Source organism: Roseobacter sp. S87, from assembly GCF_055693285.1.
In genome coordinates this window covers 3180156-3194169 of record NZ_JBVFTR010000004.1, presented here as the reverse complement: position 1 = coordinate 3194169, position 14014 = coordinate 3180156, and the positions used below count along the sequence as shown (strand labels likewise).

Genomic DNA, 14014 nt, shown 5'->3' with positions numbered 1-14014 from the left:
GTCAGGTTTTCCGTGCGCGGGCCAGAGCCATCTGTTTCTGGCGCTCCCGAAAGCGGTTCTTGTCCTCGTCCGAGGTCTCGTCCACGCAGTGATGACAACTCACACCGGCCTCAAAGGCGGGGTGCTGCGTATCTTCGGGCAGAATCGGCCGGCGACACCCGTGGCACAGCATATGCGGCCCTTCTTTCAGGCCGTGCCCGACGCTCACCCGATTGTCGAACACAAAGCAGTCACCCTGCCAGCTGCTCTCTTCCTCCGGCACGTCTTCCAGATATTTCAGAATGCCACCCTTCAGGTGGAAAACCTCCTCGACGCCCTGACCAAGCAGGAAGTTGGTGGATTTTTCACAGCGTATGCCACCGGTGCAGAACATCGCGATCCGCTTGTTGTGGAACCTGTCTTTGTTGGCTTCCCACCAGGCGGGAAACTCACCGAAGCTCTCTGTTTTGGGGTCGATTGCACCGTCAAACGTGCCGATGGCGACCTCATAGTCATTGCGGGTGTCGATCACGGCGACATCCGGTGCGCTGATCAGAGCGTTCCAGTCCTGAGGTTCCACATAGTGTCCGACGCGCGCGCGCGGATCTACGTCCGGCTGGCCCATTGTCACGATCTCGCGCTTCAGGCGGACTTTCATCCGGCCGAATGGCGGATGATCGCTGGTTGCCTCTTTCCATTCCAGTTCTGCGCATCCCGGCTGCGATTTCAGATGAGCAATGACCCGGTCGATGCCCGCACGTGGCCCGGCAATGGTACCGTTGATGCCTTCGCCCGCCAGCAGCAAGGTGCCCCGCACGTCTTCCCGGACACACAGGTCCAGCAAAGCAGGCTTCAGCGCAGCCGGATCATCGAATCGTGTAAAGTGGTAGAGGGCGGCGATCGTATACATGCGCGGGTGGATACGCCGATGTCCGGGGCGGGGCAAGCGGGCAGAAAACCGCACGCTACCGGTGGGACGGCATTGACCCGGTCCGGCTAGGGGCCTACCCAAAAGACAACCAGCAGGAGACCCGTTTATGAGCACCGCCCTGATTGTGATCGACGTTCAGAACGATTTCTGTCCCGGCGGCGCGCTGGCCGTGCCGGAAGGAGATCTGATCGTTGATGGTATCAACGCGCTGATGGCTGACGCAGACGCCGTGATCCTGACCCAGGACTGGCATCCGGCCGGGCACTCCTCTTTTGCCTCGTCACATGCCGGATGCACGCCTTATGACGTGACTGAGATGCCTTATGGCCCACAGGTCCTGTGGCCGGATCACTGCATACAGGGCAGCACCGGCGCGGCGTTCCATCCTGACCTGCACGCTGACCGCGCGGATATGATCATCCGCAAGGGCTATAACCCGGCAATCGACAGTTATTCGGCGCTCTTTGAGAATGACCACACCACACCCACCGGGCTGGAAGGGTATCTGCGCACGCGCGGGATCACCGATCTGTTGATGGTGGGGCTGGCGCTTGATTTCTGTGTGAATTTTTCGGCTGTTGATGCCGCAAAACAGGGGTTCCGTGTGACCGTCCGCGAAAATCTGTGCCGCGCGATTGACCTTGATGGTTCTCTCGCAGCTGCGCGCAGTGGCATGCGCGATGCAGGTGTCGAACTGGCCTGAAGGGCAACAGACCCGCGACGCGCGCCAAAATCGGGTCAGCCGGGCAGAAAATCCTGAAAGAAAGAGCACTGGCGCCTCTGATTCAGCATGAACTGATGTACCCGGGCTTGTCGTGCCTGTCCGGACCATGCACAAACTGCCTTCAGAAAGGGAGTGCGGCTGATGGTCGATATCGCGACACGCGTCTGGAACCACAAGTGGAAGATCGATCCGATTGTCAGGTCCCTGATCGACACTGATTTCTACAAACTGCTGATGTGCCAGTCAGTGTTCCGCAACAAGCCAGACACGCGCGTGACCTTCAGCCTGATCAACAGATCGAAAGATGTCCCGCTGGCCGACCTGATCGACGAGGGCGAATTGCGCGAACAGCTGGACCATATCCGGTCACTGTCTTTGTCTCGCGGTGAAAGCACCTGGCTGCGCGGCAATACGTTTTACGGCAAGCGCCAGATGTTTCGTCCCGATTTCATGGAATGGTTTGAGCAGCTGCGCCTGCCGCCGTACCACCTGGAGCGCAAGGGGGATCAGTATGAGCTGACTTTTGAGGGCAGCTGGCCCGAAGTGATGCTTTGGGAAATACCTGCCCTTGCGGTTCTGATGGAACTGCGGGGGCGTGCTGTCCTCGACCGTATGGGCAAGTTTGAACTGCAGGTGCTTTACGCCCGCGCGATGACCCGGGTCTGGGAAAAGATCGAAGCGATGCGCGATATTCCGGACCTGTCGATTGCCGATTTCGGCACGCGCCGCCGGCACAGTTACCTCTGGCAGGACTGGTGTGTGCAGGCCATGCAGGAGGGGCTGGGCGATGCATTCACCGGCACGTCAAACTGTGCAATCGCCATGCGGCGCGAACTGGAGGCGATCGGGACAAACGCGCACGAACTGCCGATGGTCTATGCGGCTCTGGCGGAAGACGACGCAGAACTTGCACAGGCCCCTTATGACGTTCTGTCGGACTGGCACGAAGAACATGAAGGCAATCTGCGGATCATCCTGCCCGACACTTTCGGCACCGCGGGATTTCTGGAGCGCGCGCCGGACTGGCTGGCAGGCTGGACGGGTATCCGCGTCGACAGCGGCGACCCCGCCACTGCGGCAGAGCAGGCCATCGCCTGGTGGCAGACACGCGGCGAGGACCCCGGCGAAAAACGGATCATCTTCAGTGACGGCCTGGATGTGACCAAAATCCGCGAACTGCACCGGCAGTTTGCCGGGCGCACCAATGTCTCTTTTGGCTGGGGTACGCTGCTGACCAACGATTTCCGCGGGCTCGTGCCGGACGACCGTCTTGCCCCGTTCTCGCTGGTTTGCAAGGCGGTCAGTGCAAACGGGCGGCCGACAGTCAAACTCTCGGACAACCCTAACAAAGCGATGGGGCCGGCCGACCAGATCGAGCGCTACAAGCGTGTCTTCAACGTCGGGACGCAGCAGTTGCAGGACGTGATTGTCTGAAAGGAAATACCGTGTCTACAGAGTCTCACACCACCCATGATTCCGACGAAGACATCCGCAACCGGGACATCAGGATCTATGTAAATGGTGAGATTGTACACCGCGATCAGGCAAAGGTATCGGTCTATGACAGTGGCTTTCTTCTGGGTGACGGTATGTGGGAGGGCATGCGTCTCTACAACGGCAAATGGGCCTTTTTTGAAGAGCATATGGACCGGTTTTTTGCCTCGTGCAAAACGGTCGCGCTGGACGTGGGCATGGATCGGGCGGGCATTCTGGATGCCCTGACGCGCACGGCAGAGGCCAACGGTATGCACACGGATGTGCATTGCCGTCTGATGCTGACGCGCGGTACCAAGGTCAAACCCTTCCAGCATCCCTCGCTCAGCCGTTCCGGCCCGACGCTGGTCATTATCATGGAGCATTCAAAGCCTGCAGCCAGTCTTCAGTCGCAGGGGATCCGGCTGGCTACCGTACCCCAGGTGCGGGGGCTCCCGATGTCACAGGACCCGAAACTGAACAGTCACTCGAAGCTGAATTGTGTGATTGCATGTCTGCAGGCCGAGGAAGCCGGCGCGGATGAGGGTCTGATGCTCGACCCGCATGGGTTCGTGAACACAACCAACGCCTGCAACTTCTTTATCGTCCGCAGGGGCGAGGTCTGGACCTCGACCGGGGACTACTGCATGAAAGGGGTCACCCGGCAAAAGGTGATCGACCTGTGCCGTGACAATGGCATCCCTGTCTTTGAGAAAAACTATTCACTCTACGAGGCCTACGGGGCGGACGAGGCGTTTCTGACCGGCACTTTCGGCGCGCAGACGCCGGTTGCCACGATAGACGGCCGGCAGATTGGTGATGGTGAGCGCCCGGTGACCCGGAGGATCCGGGCACTCTATCGCGATCTTGTTGCGGCGGACACGGCCTGAGGCCATGCCCGTGCCGTCGTCAGATGGCGATTACACGTTCTGTTTCGCGCAGCAGCCGCACATTGTCGGGTTTGCGGTCCGGGTTGACCACCCGCGCGCTGGAAGAATTACGCTCTGCTCCTTCGGGAAGGATAATGTGGAGCTTTTCGCTCTGGCGGCGAATGCCGACACCGGCGCGTTTGGCGACCTGATAGAGGTTTACGGTCGCAGTCGACCGCGACCAGCCGGTTTTGTCTTCGATTTCCCTGCTGGTGACACCATGGATCAGGGCGCCGATCAGCCAGGCAGCGACGGTGCCCTCCTCGGGTGGGTCCATCTCGCACGCATGGCGGCGTGGCTGGACCAGTATGCGGTCCGCTTTGCGTTTGCTGAGCGCCTCAAGGCGGCGGTTGCGGGCAAGTTCTGCGTTCATCGTTAAATCCTGACCTTGTTACTCGTTTACTTTCGCGGGAATCGTTTTGGCGCCTGAGGATGATCTTTCAGGCAATACCTGATCCTCGTCTGCGTCCGCCTGCGCACCTTCTGCCTCCGAAACAACCGGCGCACGGGTTGTGTAGACGACATTGCGGGGCTCTCTGAGAAGCGACATGACGGTTACGTCACACACCAGCGTCGTCCCCACATGCCATGTCGCCGGACCAGCCGGGCCGGTGCAGTCAAACAGATGGTGCACGGAAGTGTCCGGACCCGCGAAAAGACCACGGGCCACTGTGGTGTCCTGCTGCATCGTGCAGGCAGAGAGCACGCCTGTCCCGGTGACAATCGCCAGCAAACCCGTGCTGTTCCTGAGGTTCATTCAGCAAACTCCCGTAGTGTGCCCCACCCAGGTTTTGCCGCCGGACCTCGCCGTCAAATGTGACGCCGGCTGAGCACAGTTATGCCACATTTCCGGCGCATTTCAAATCTGGCACCGGGATGTCGCCTGTGCGGAAACAGTCCGGGAACTACGCCGGGGATTGGTGTCCGGGGCGGGTATGAACGGCATACCCGCATTTGGGGAAGATCGATGAGAAACCGGGATTAATACAGGTATTTCAAGACAGTATGATGTATCATGGGCCGTCAGCGCAGTAACTTCTCTCATGCCGGGAATTCTGCGCGAATCATGGCGGCGGTTGACAGGTTTGTCAGGTTGATCTGCCATGCCCGGGCTCATGCGTTCCGGCGGGAATGTGGCCAAATCATGTCCGGACGACGAGGCAGTTGATCCCTGACCAGAGTGTTCGTGCTCAAGGCTTTCGAAACGCGACGTGGATCTGCAGGTACAAACGACCACGCACAGACCGGACGTGCCGGCGTCGCCTTTACTTGACTGCATCTTTCGGGAAGAGTGGTGCCCAGGAGAGGCATTGAAGCCTCGTATCATGTTGTTTCAGGCAATATCAGAAAATCCTGCAATCTTATATTTTTCATTGTGTTACCGTTTCACACGGTTTCATCCTGTCTCAATCTATACCATATATAGAGGTGGATACTGGGGTGGATAGAAGTTGGCGAGACCGAAACACAAACTCACTGCTGCTGAACTGAAGGCTAAGCCTGAGGGCAAGTTTTCTGACGGCGGCGGTTTGTGGTTCCATCGTCGCAAGGACGGCGGGGCACAATGGTTCCTCCGTTATACAATCTTCAGCCGCCGCCATGAGATGGGTCTGGGGCCTTTCCCTGACGTATCTCTGAAGGAAGCCCGCCTTGAAGCTGAAAGGTGGCAGGCCGTCGTTCGGGAAGGCAAAGACGCGATTAAAGAACGGGAACGCCAGCGCCGCGAAGCTGAACAGAACCTGCACATACTCAGAGATGTAGCCTTGGATGCTTTTGAGAGCCGGAAAGCTGAACTGAAGGGCGATGGTAAGGCCGGGAGATGGTTCACGCCTTTAGAACTTCATGTCCTTCCGAAGCTGGGCAAGATGCCTGTCTCCCAGATTGATCAGCGAGACATTCGGGACACGCTCAGCCCTATCTGGCATTCAAAGGCTGATACAGCACGCAAAGCCATGAACCGCCTTTCCATTGTGATGCGCCATGCTGCGGCATTGGGGTTGGACGTGGATCTGCAGGCCACCGACAAGGCGAAAGCCTTGCTGGGAAAACAACGTCACAAGGCAAAGAACATCCCTGCCCTCCATTGGAAAGACGTTCCCGACTTCTATCAATCGCTGGGAGAGACTGTGACCGAACTCGCTCTGCGCCTGCTGATACTAACCGCTGTCCGCAGCGCGCCATTGCGGTTCTGTCATGTTGATCAACTGGACGGTGATGTCTGGACAATACCTGGAGAGGCCATGAAGGGCAGGCGGGATGCTACCAACGATTTCCGTGTTCCACTGTCCGGAGAAGCTCAGAGGGTCGTGGAGTTGGCCCTGCGCCATGAGCGCAATGGTTACCTGTTCCCCAGCGTCCGCAAAGGCGTAGTCAGCGATGCAACTATGTCCCGCTACATGGAGCGGCGGCAGATGCCCGAGCGCCCGCACGGGTTTCGTTCCAGCTTTCGGGATTGGGTAGCTGAGACGACAAACACCAACCACGACGTTGCGGAGACAGCGCTGGGTCACGTCACAGGTGGCGCGGTGGAACGGACTTACCGAAGAACGGATTTTCTGGAGCAGAGGCGCGCCCTGATGGAACGCTGGGCGACACATTCGATAGGATCACATGGTGAAATGGTGAGGCTGGTTGATGGCGCGAGGTAAAGACAGAATTCCAGGCTTTGCTAGGTTTGACTCCAGATTTATCGGACCGGAAGCTCTAGTCGATTGGGAAGCCATGGAGCATGCGCTGTCTGTCGAGTTTTCTCTCGAGCAACGGGAAGAAATCCTAGAATGCGGCATTGAATACGACGCTGCTTTTTCAATGCAAGAGCAGGGTGCGGAAGCGGCAGTTTTCGCAGACTTAACAACAGAACTTCGCGTGTTGGCGGAACACGCAGTCACCTTAAATCAGGAACTGTCAGATTGGGTTCACCCAATGGACCGCACGGAGGAAAAAGCCAAAAGACCGGACGCCTTTACGATAATGACGCTTGCCTACAGCGACGAACGCAGTTTGCGCGAGTGTCTGGAGGAAATGGCGTCTGCTGGAAAGTCAATTCTCGATTGTTTAGACAACAAGCCGTCTTTTTCATTGGGAAAATCAGCGGATTTGCCGAAAACTGTTGGCTTGGCGTCTTTCATTGCCGAAGTTCTGAGAGCAGCCGACGCTGCGCCAGCGCGTGGGGGTTCGCCAGGCTATTCCAAGAAAACAGCATTTGAGTTCAGTAGATGGGGCCTTAGCGTTGGTCCTCAAAGCAAAACCTTTCAGGAATTTTGCACCTTACTCTTGCAGACAGAGGTCAGTCCGTCACTGCTGAAGTCTGCCTTCAAGCTGATGAGGAAAAATCTGAGGCCGGAGCATCCACATTTTTCGATACTTAGCACGGAATAGTGTCCGTATCGGACACTGAGTCGGAGCGGGTTAGAAGCAGGCAGTTGCAATCTTTGCCAAGGAAAAGCAGATGCCAACATCAACTCAAGACCGCCTCATCTCTGTCCATGAAGCCGCTGCCTATCTAGGATGCAGTCCGACGACGGTGTGGCGTCGTTCCTCTGACGGCACCATCCCGCAGCCTCTGAAGATTGGTGGAATGACCCGCTGGTCACGTGATGAGATTGTGAAGTTCATCGAGTCTTCGAAGCAAGAACGCAGCGCGGCCTAAAGAAAACCCCCACCGGGACAGCATCCACAGTGAGGGCTCTTTCTTTTGCACGATAACAGTACCGCTTGTGGCCTGTCCTTTCAACAAAGAAAGGCATGTAGCCAATGACACAACACACAGAAATCGCCACCCCGGCGGATCGCCCTCAAGAAAACACCCTGCGCGTTTTCAGTTGGCGTGACCTCCCCGCAGACCGGGGCAAAGCTATATTTGAGGTCACTGCCGCAGGATGCGAGCGGCGTTTCATCAAACTGACCAAGAACAAGAGAGTGGTTTTGGAAGGGCTGATGGAGCAGCCTCTGTATGCTGCCAGCCCCTGCAGGCTGTCAGACATCGTACTGATCCTGCGCAATGACTACGGTCTGAACATCCAGATGGACCTGTACTCGAACGACAGGGAGACAGGCAGGGCTAAATTCGGTGTTTACACCCTGCAGGACCAAGTTCGTCGTCTCTATGCGGAGGAGGCGTAATGCGGACAGCAGCACAGCCCACCCGCGCGAGACAGGAGCGCCGCATTCGCTGGCAGTACGGTCTCACAGAAGCACAGGCCCGCATCGTCGCGGCTCTGCACTTTGGGGAGGCGCGCAAGTGAGTATCGACATTCGCAAGAATGCCCGCGAGGTCATCCGGATCCAGCGGCACGACTTCAAAGGCCATGACGTCATCAACCTGCGCGTTTTCTATGACGCAGGTGATGGGGAAATGAAGCCTGGCAAACAGGGGGTCGCGTTCCGCGCGGCCCTCCTCCCGGAACTGGTATCTGCGCTGACCGAATACCTCGACAAAGAGGAGGCGGCCTGATGGGACGTGACCGGAAGAACGAGGATCAAACGGAGCAATTCACCAAGTGGGTGCTCAACCATCACGAGCTGCCTGCGTGGAAGGCTCTGAGCTTTCCTGCCCGTGACGCATACTACCACCTGCAGATCCGTTGCTTTGCAGAGACGGCGCAGAAGCGGGACAGGGTTGAGAACAACAATGGGGCGGTCTACCGGTCGCCCCGCAAGCTTGCCCAAGACATGGGCTGCAGTGTGCGGACGTCGATGGCGGCGCTTGCAGACCTGCAGGCCAAAGGCTGGATAGTCTGCACCAAACTCCCGCAGTTGGGAGATTCCGGTCATGGCACCACTGCTCTGTTCCGGCTGACGATGATGGAGATGGGTAAGCGTCGCTCACGCCAGCAGCCTACCAAGGAGCCCGTCTCGTGGAAGGAAGGGCAGGACTACCCTGTTCTTTGCTATCACGCCTACCTTCCCAGGCCGCGAAAGGGTCGGATCAAAAACATAACCCCGCACCCAAATAGGACGCAGGCCTGCACCCGAATAGGACGCAGTGACGGGCAAAAAGGTAGATTTCCTGCACCCAATTCGGATGCGGAAATGCACCAAAACAGGCCAATCCCTGCACCCAACTCGGATGCGTATCTAATTACCATCTCCCCTGAGCAAACTGCGGAAGACGCAGAGGTGATTGAGTTGAGGCCACTCGAAGGAAGAACGGTATGACAGAAGAAACCCGAAACAGCGGAATGGTAGCGGAAGGCCGTAACCCGGACGGGACGTTCGCCAAAGGCAATGCAGGGCGGCCAAAAGGGACGCGTCTCAGGGTTACCAGGGCAGTTGAAGAGCTTCTGGAAGGTCAGGCCGAAGCCCTCACCCAGAAGGCGGTCGGCATGGCGCTGGAGGGTGATGCTACCGCACTGCGTCTTTGCATTGAGCGTATCGCGCCGACGAGGAAAGACGCACCGGTCAGCTTCGAACTTCCTGAGATGCAAAGCGCAGAGGACGCAGCCAAAGCTGCCGCGTCAGTCCTCGCAGCCGTCTCAGGAGGAGACCTCACACCGGCCGAAGGGGCTTCTGTCATGGGGCTGGTCGAAACTTACCGCCGTACGCTGGAGCTGACGGAACTGGAGCAACGAGTGGCAAAACTGGAGGCTAAAAAATGAGCGTGAAAGCACGAGTGGCAAAACTGGTAGAAAAGTCCGGATCCGGATTCACAGTAGCCATTCCAACGGAACTGGATGCTTCAGGAATGGATATCGTGGGTCCGCGCGACAAAGATCAAGTAAAGGGTGCGCGGTTCAATTGTGAAGGCCGCTGCTTCGAAATCTACCGAGAAGAAGAAGAAAACTACTGGGCGTTCAATGAGCGCGCGTGTTTGGCGGCTCGAAAGGAACTGAATTGCACAATTGCACTGCATTTGATGGCGGCGGGGATCCTATGAACGGCAAATACATCGACGACCAAATGGGCGGGTTTGAGCACGCGGCTTCCACATTGTTACCGAAGTGGTGCGATCCATTGGTCCGCAACGTCTTGGCCTCAAGCATTGAAGAGACCTTCCGGACTGGCGAAGCGACTGTGTGTAAGGTTGCTCCGGCCGTCGCCAAACTGTTCCCGCACACAAGCGATGCAGCAACAAACAGAACTCACAATCTCGCGGTTGGTTCAAACCGTGCGGGTCAGCTTGGGTACGTCATTCGTCCAAAACCAGACGATATTCCGGCCCACGTTGAAGACGCGGAAGACTGGATCGAAACACTGACACTTTGGGAGTTGGTCGGGCTTGTCGAACGCTTTCCGACCGCTCCGCTCTTAGCAGCAATAATGAATGAGGCAGACCATGCTAAACGCATCAACTAACGCAAGAAGCCCGGACACCTTTCTGGGCCGATTGAACCGATGGATGACACCTGAACGCAGCATAGCTTTTCAGGGCATCGGGATGGGGCTATCGCAACTCGCACAGGGGCAGCCAGCAGACCTCTCTCTTGCACATGATGCCATAACCCGGCGGATGCAGACCGCTGAACAGCGCAGGGTACTTTCTGAAAGCGGCATCCTGTCCCGATTTTCGCCGGACCAACGCGCTTTGCTGGCTCAGATGCCAGCGGGTGCTGCGACAAAGGTTATCGCGCAGGCAATGTTTTCTCAGCCAAAGGACAACCGGACTGAGCTTCAGCGCAACTATGATGCCGCCAGACAGGACGGTTACTCAGGTTCGTTTGCCGATTGGGCTGGTAAGGGCGGCGGGCCGAAGAATACCGAGGCAGAAGCCGAGATTCAGCGGCTGGTTAGCATCGGTATCCCCGTCGATATCGCCACCCGGATCAAAGAAAACGTTTACCGGATTGCCACTGACCCGGTTACGGGCCGCAGCTCTGTTATTGACATGGCGAGCGGCGCGGTTGTCCACCATATCGACACTGAAAAGCAGGCGGGAAGCGAGGCAGAACAACCAACCACGACGACCCCAGAAACCTTTACTTTCGGCAGTCAGTTTGACAACGCAGAGCGCGCTGGTGGTGTAAGCGGTGTTCTGCGGGGCGCTGCAAATACCGGGGCCGATGCACTGGGCCTTTCTATGCCTTTCCCGGATACGGCAGATGCACAGCTTGATTTTGCCAATTTCAGTGAAGGCGTCATAGCAGCGGTTGCGTCCGGGTATGACCGGCAACCGCCTTCATGGTTGTTGCAGGGTATCAAAGACCTTGGGCCGAAGCCCGGTATTTTTGAGGGGCCGGAAAAGACAGAGCGCAAACTGAGGGCATTTGGTCGGGAAATACAGACCCGCCGGGATGCATTGCTGGAAAGCAGCAATCGCAGAATGACCCCGCAGGCACGCACAGCACTGTCGGGGAAGGTATCAGCCCTAACAGCGGTCATGAAGCAGGTGCAGACCGCGATAGACGGGTTTGACAGCCAGACTGACGTTCAGCCGCAAGGGTCTGGTGTGACGAAAAGCGGTCTCAAATACAGGGTGGTGCAATGACGGTTCTGGAGATTGAAGGCCAAAGAATTGAGATTGATGACGGCTTCACCAGCCTTTCCCCCGAGGAACAGGCGGCGACGGTTGAGGAAATCGCGCAGAGCCTGAATATCTCGCCGGGTGGTCAGCCTCAAAATGGCGATGGCATGGCGCAGTTTAACGCGGGCGTGGGGAGTGTCGTGGACCTCCTGAATCCCTTTGATACTCCCGCAGTTTCAGAGGCGCTTGGCATGGGTGACCGGCTTTCTACAGGCAGTGCTGTGGATCTGATGAACAGCGCGGGTATTCCGGCGGCAACCGACGATCCTGAGACCGTCGCTGAAGCGTTTATGCGTGGAAGTGGTGAGGCAGCCGCTACATTCGCGCCAGCAGTGAAGGTGCTTCAAGCAATTGCCGGGCGCGGTGGCGCGGTGGGCAAAGCTGCAGAGGACGCATACAGGTCCCTCCTGACCTTCTCAGGGGCTGCAGCAGAGGTTACCGCCGGTGGCGTTAGCAGAGCGGCCCAGCAGGGCGCAGAGGACGCTGGAGCACCTGAATGGGCACAGCAGACTGCAGCCCTTGCTGCACCGCTTTCCATTCTCGCAGCAACCGGGTCTGTAATGGCGACCGGCAGGCTCGCCGCAAAGACCCCGGGGATAGCAGCGGCTGCGCGGGTGACCGGCGACATAAAGCGGGGGCTGTTTCCCATGACAGAGGGCGGTGCTCAGGAAGTCGCAGCGGCCCGGCTCAGAGACCTTGCCGGTGGCGAGGATCGGGCGGCAGAGCTGGCCCGCCAGATCACCCCAAACGAAGAATTTGGTCTGACCCCCGCCGAACAGACAGGCGACCCTCGTATGATGGGTTTGCAGCGTGCCGTGGCCTCAGAAAACCCGGTTACTGATGAACGCCTGCAGAACCGCCAGGAGGGTACAAGACAGGGCCTCATGGCAGCGGTACGAGGTATGGGCGGCAAGGTGGCCGACGCCCGTGCCTTTGTGAAAAAACGCCAGCAGGCATTCCGCGACAGTCTCACAGCCAGAGTGGATTCCGCTATCGGTGCTGCTAACGCAGGAATAAACCGGGCCGCCGCTCAACAACCTGAGTTTGCTAATTCCACCAGCACTGTAGGCCGGTTGAAAGCAGAGCTGACAGACGCGCTGGAGCAGGAGGCGCAGCTTTGGGCTGCAGTACCGCGTGAAGTGGCTGTAGAGGCGTCTGGTGCTGCCAGTATTGCGCGTGACCTGATCAACAGCACGCCCCGCGCCCAGCAAAAAGATATCCCCCGCGTTCTGCTCGATGCACTGGACGGAAACGAACTGGCGCAACCGTCAAATGTGGCTGAACTGCATGGTCTCTATTCCGAACTGCGCCGCGTTGCCCGCTCTGCAATGGCCGGAAACGATCAGAACAAGAATGCGGCCCGTATTGCGAACACAGTTGCGGATGAAATCATGCAGGACTTTGCCGCTGCCGGTGTTCCGGCGATTAACGAAGCCCGTGCATATTCCCGCGCGCTGCATGAGACCTTTGATCAGGGCGCAGTGGGGCGCATTCTGCGACGAACCCTTGATGGTGACGAGCTTATGGCCCCTGAGGCGGCTCTGCAGCGCACTGTGGGCCGTGGTGGCGCTTCTGGCATGGCAGACACCCTGAACATCCGCAAAGCCGCTCCTGCGGCTTCTCAGGACATACAGGACTATCTGCGCTCGCGCTTCTCAGAGTCCATCGTGAACGCCAGTGGAGAGTTCACACCGAAAGCGGCCAGGACATGGCTGCGGAATAACCGCGAGGCACTGGAGCAATTCCCAGGCCTGAAGAGAGAGCTTTATCAGGTAGCCGGTCAGCGTGACGCAGCGCAGTCGTTTGCCATCCGGGCTCAGCAGCGCATAAAATTGGCAGATCAGGGACCTTTGAGGGACTTCACAGGTGGTAAGGCGGACAAGGCGGTCACGGCGATCCTCGGGGCGGACAACCCTGTCTCAGCGGCTAAGTCAATCGCGGCAACCGCCGGCAAAGACAGTACCGGCAAAGCTCTGGCAGGTGTTAAAGGGGCTTTTTCTGATTACCTGACGCAGGACGCCAAGAAACTCCCGGCCCTGCTGGCTGATGGCAAAGTGCGCAGTGCCATGTCACAGGTGTTCAGTGCTCAGGAAATGGGACGGTTTGACCGCATCTCCAAGGCCATGCAGAAGGTCAACGGACCCGCCAAAGACGTTGGTGATGTCCTTAACAGCCCTGCAGCGCGTATTGTAGAAATGGCGGCGCGGTTCCTCGCAGTGCAGGCAGCAAGCGGCACCGGCAACAACACCGGGGCACAGCTTCAGATTGCCAACATGGCGTCCGGAAATGCCAAGCGGTTTGTTGAGAACATGACAAACCAGCGTGCCCGTCAGATGCTTGTGGATGCTATTGAGGATCCGGCCCTGTTCAGAGCGCTTTTGGCGACCCCGAAGACGGTGCAGATAAACCCCGAGCTACGAAGCAAGCTAGGGCCGTATTTTGTCGGCGGCCTTGCCGGATGGGACGAAGGAGACCAATAGTGCAGAACACGCCTGTTTGTCTTGCCCATTGAATGTTCA

General features: G+C 58.0%; 18 protein-coding genes. 15 read left to right on the top strand and 3 right to left on the bottom strand.

Going from position 1 to position 14014, the window contains the following annotated elements; translation table 11 throughout:
* Position 1: 1 nt before the first annotated feature.
* Complete coding sequence (gene trhO, locus ACZ1HA_RS16600) at positions 2-889, bottom strand: oxygen-dependent tRNA uridine(34) hydroxylase TrhO (protein ID WP_472714676.1); 888 nt, start codon at positions 887-889, stop codon at positions 2-4.
* Between the two features lie 127 nt (positions 890-1016).
* On the opposite strand from trhO, the gene pncA reads away from it, so the two are divergent.
* The 3 genes from pncA (at position 1017) to ACZ1HA_RS16585 (ending at position 3997) form a co-directional block, all read left to right on the top strand.
* Complete coding sequence (pncA, locus tag ACZ1HA_RS16595; RefSeq protein WP_472714675.1) at positions 1017-1613, top strand: bifunctional nicotinamidase/pyrazinamidase; 597 nt, start codon at positions 1017-1019, stop codon at positions 1611-1613.
* Between the two features lie 162 nt (positions 1614-1775).
* Positions 1776-3068 carry a nicotinate phosphoribosyltransferase gene (gene pncB, locus ACZ1HA_RS16590; RefSeq protein ID WP_472714674.1) on the top strand — a complete coding sequence of 431 codons (1293 nt, stop codon included), beginning with the start codon at positions 1776-1778 and terminating at the stop codon, positions 3066-3068.
* An 11-nt stretch (positions 3069-3079) separates the two neighbouring features.
* Complete coding sequence (locus ACZ1HA_RS16585; protein WP_472714673.1) at positions 3080-3997, top strand: aminotransferase class IV; 918 nt, start codon at positions 3080-3082, stop codon at positions 3995-3997.
* A gap of 19 nt (positions 3998-4016) precedes the next feature.
* Here the strand turns inward: ACZ1HA_RS16585 and ACZ1HA_RS16580 are convergent, their stop codons facing one another.
* Positions 4017-4409, bottom strand: a complete 393-nt coding sequence (locus tag ACZ1HA_RS16580) for a hypothetical protein (protein ID WP_472714672.1) — start codon at positions 4407-4409, stop codon at positions 4017-4019.
* An 18-nt stretch (positions 4410-4427) separates the two neighbouring features.
* Positions 4428-4793 (bottom strand): hypothetical protein, encoded by a 366-nt coding sequence (locus ACZ1HA_RS16575; RefSeq protein ID WP_472714671.1) that lies wholly within the window; start codon positions 4791-4793, stop codon positions 4428-4430.
* Between the two features lie 694 nt (positions 4794-5487).
* Between ACZ1HA_RS16575 and ACZ1HA_RS16570 the strand changes: the two genes are divergently transcribed.
* From ACZ1HA_RS16570 to ACZ1HA_RS16515, 12 genes are all read left to right on the top strand, one after another.
* The gene (locus tag ACZ1HA_RS16570) at positions 5488-6684 is read left to right on the top strand and encodes a tyrosine-type recombinase/integrase (protein WP_472714670.1); all 1197 of its coding nucleotides are present in this window, start codon (positions 5488-5490) and stop codon (positions 6682-6684) included.
* Complete coding sequence (locus ACZ1HA_RS16565) at positions 6671-7414, top strand: hypothetical protein (protein WP_472714669.1); 744 nt, start codon at positions 6671-6673, stop codon at positions 7412-7414. Before ACZ1HA_RS16570 ends, ACZ1HA_RS16565 begins: the two co-directional genes overlap by 14 nt.
* Positions 7415-7484: 70 nt before the next feature.
* Positions 7485-7685 carry a helix-turn-helix transcriptional regulator gene (locus tag ACZ1HA_RS16560; RefSeq protein WP_472714668.1) on the top strand — a complete coding sequence of 67 codons (201 nt, stop codon included), beginning with the start codon at positions 7485-7487 and terminating at the stop codon, positions 7683-7685.
* Positions 7686-7972: 287 nt separating this feature from the next.
* Positions 7973-8158 (top strand): hypothetical protein, encoded by a 186-nt coding sequence (locus ACZ1HA_RS16555; RefSeq protein WP_472714667.1) that lies wholly within the window; start codon positions 7973-7975, stop codon positions 8156-8158.
* Positions 8158-8280, top strand: a complete 123-nt coding sequence (locus ACZ1HA_RS16550) for a hypothetical protein (protein WP_472714666.1) — start codon at positions 8158-8160, stop codon at positions 8278-8280. Before ACZ1HA_RS16555 ends, ACZ1HA_RS16550 begins: the two co-directional genes overlap by 1 nt.
* Positions 8277-8489, top strand: a complete 213-nt coding sequence (locus tag ACZ1HA_RS16545; RefSeq protein WP_472714665.1) for a transcriptional coactivator p15/PC4 family protein — start codon at positions 8277-8279, stop codon at positions 8487-8489. The genes ACZ1HA_RS16550 and ACZ1HA_RS16545 overlap by 4 nt, the downstream gene beginning before the upstream one ends.
* Complete coding sequence (locus ACZ1HA_RS16540) at positions 8489-9193, top strand: hypothetical protein (RefSeq protein WP_472714664.1); 705 nt, start codon at positions 8489-8491, stop codon at positions 9191-9193. The genes ACZ1HA_RS16545 and ACZ1HA_RS16540 overlap by 1 nt, the downstream gene beginning before the upstream one ends.
* Positions 9190-9633, top strand: coding sequence for a DUF5681 domain-containing protein (locus ACZ1HA_RS16535; RefSeq protein WP_472714663.1), 444 nt, complete (start codon positions 9190-9192; stop codon positions 9631-9633). Before ACZ1HA_RS16540 ends, ACZ1HA_RS16535 begins: the two co-directional genes overlap by 4 nt.
* Entirely contained in the window at positions 9630-9911 is a 282-nt protein-coding gene (locus tag ACZ1HA_RS16530; RefSeq protein WP_472714662.1) for a hypothetical protein, read from the top strand. Before ACZ1HA_RS16535 ends, ACZ1HA_RS16530 begins: the two co-directional genes overlap by 4 nt.
* Positions 9908-10330: a hypothetical protein gene (locus tag ACZ1HA_RS16525; RefSeq protein WP_472714661.1), complete on the top strand. Its 423-nt coding sequence runs from the start codon at positions 9908-9910 to the stop codon at positions 10328-10330. The genes ACZ1HA_RS16530 and ACZ1HA_RS16525 overlap by 4 nt, the downstream gene beginning before the upstream one ends.
* Positions 10331-10373: 43 nt before the next feature.
* Entirely contained in the window at positions 10374-11459 is a 1086-nt protein-coding gene (locus ACZ1HA_RS16520) for a hypothetical protein (RefSeq protein ID WP_472714660.1), read from the top strand.
* Positions 11456-13975: a hypothetical protein gene (locus ACZ1HA_RS16515; protein ID WP_472714659.1), complete on the top strand. Its 2520-nt coding sequence runs from the start codon at positions 11456-11458 to the stop codon at positions 13973-13975. The genes ACZ1HA_RS16520 and ACZ1HA_RS16515 overlap by 4 nt, the downstream gene beginning before the upstream one ends.
* The last annotated feature ends 39 nt before the right edge of the window (positions 13976-14014 follow it).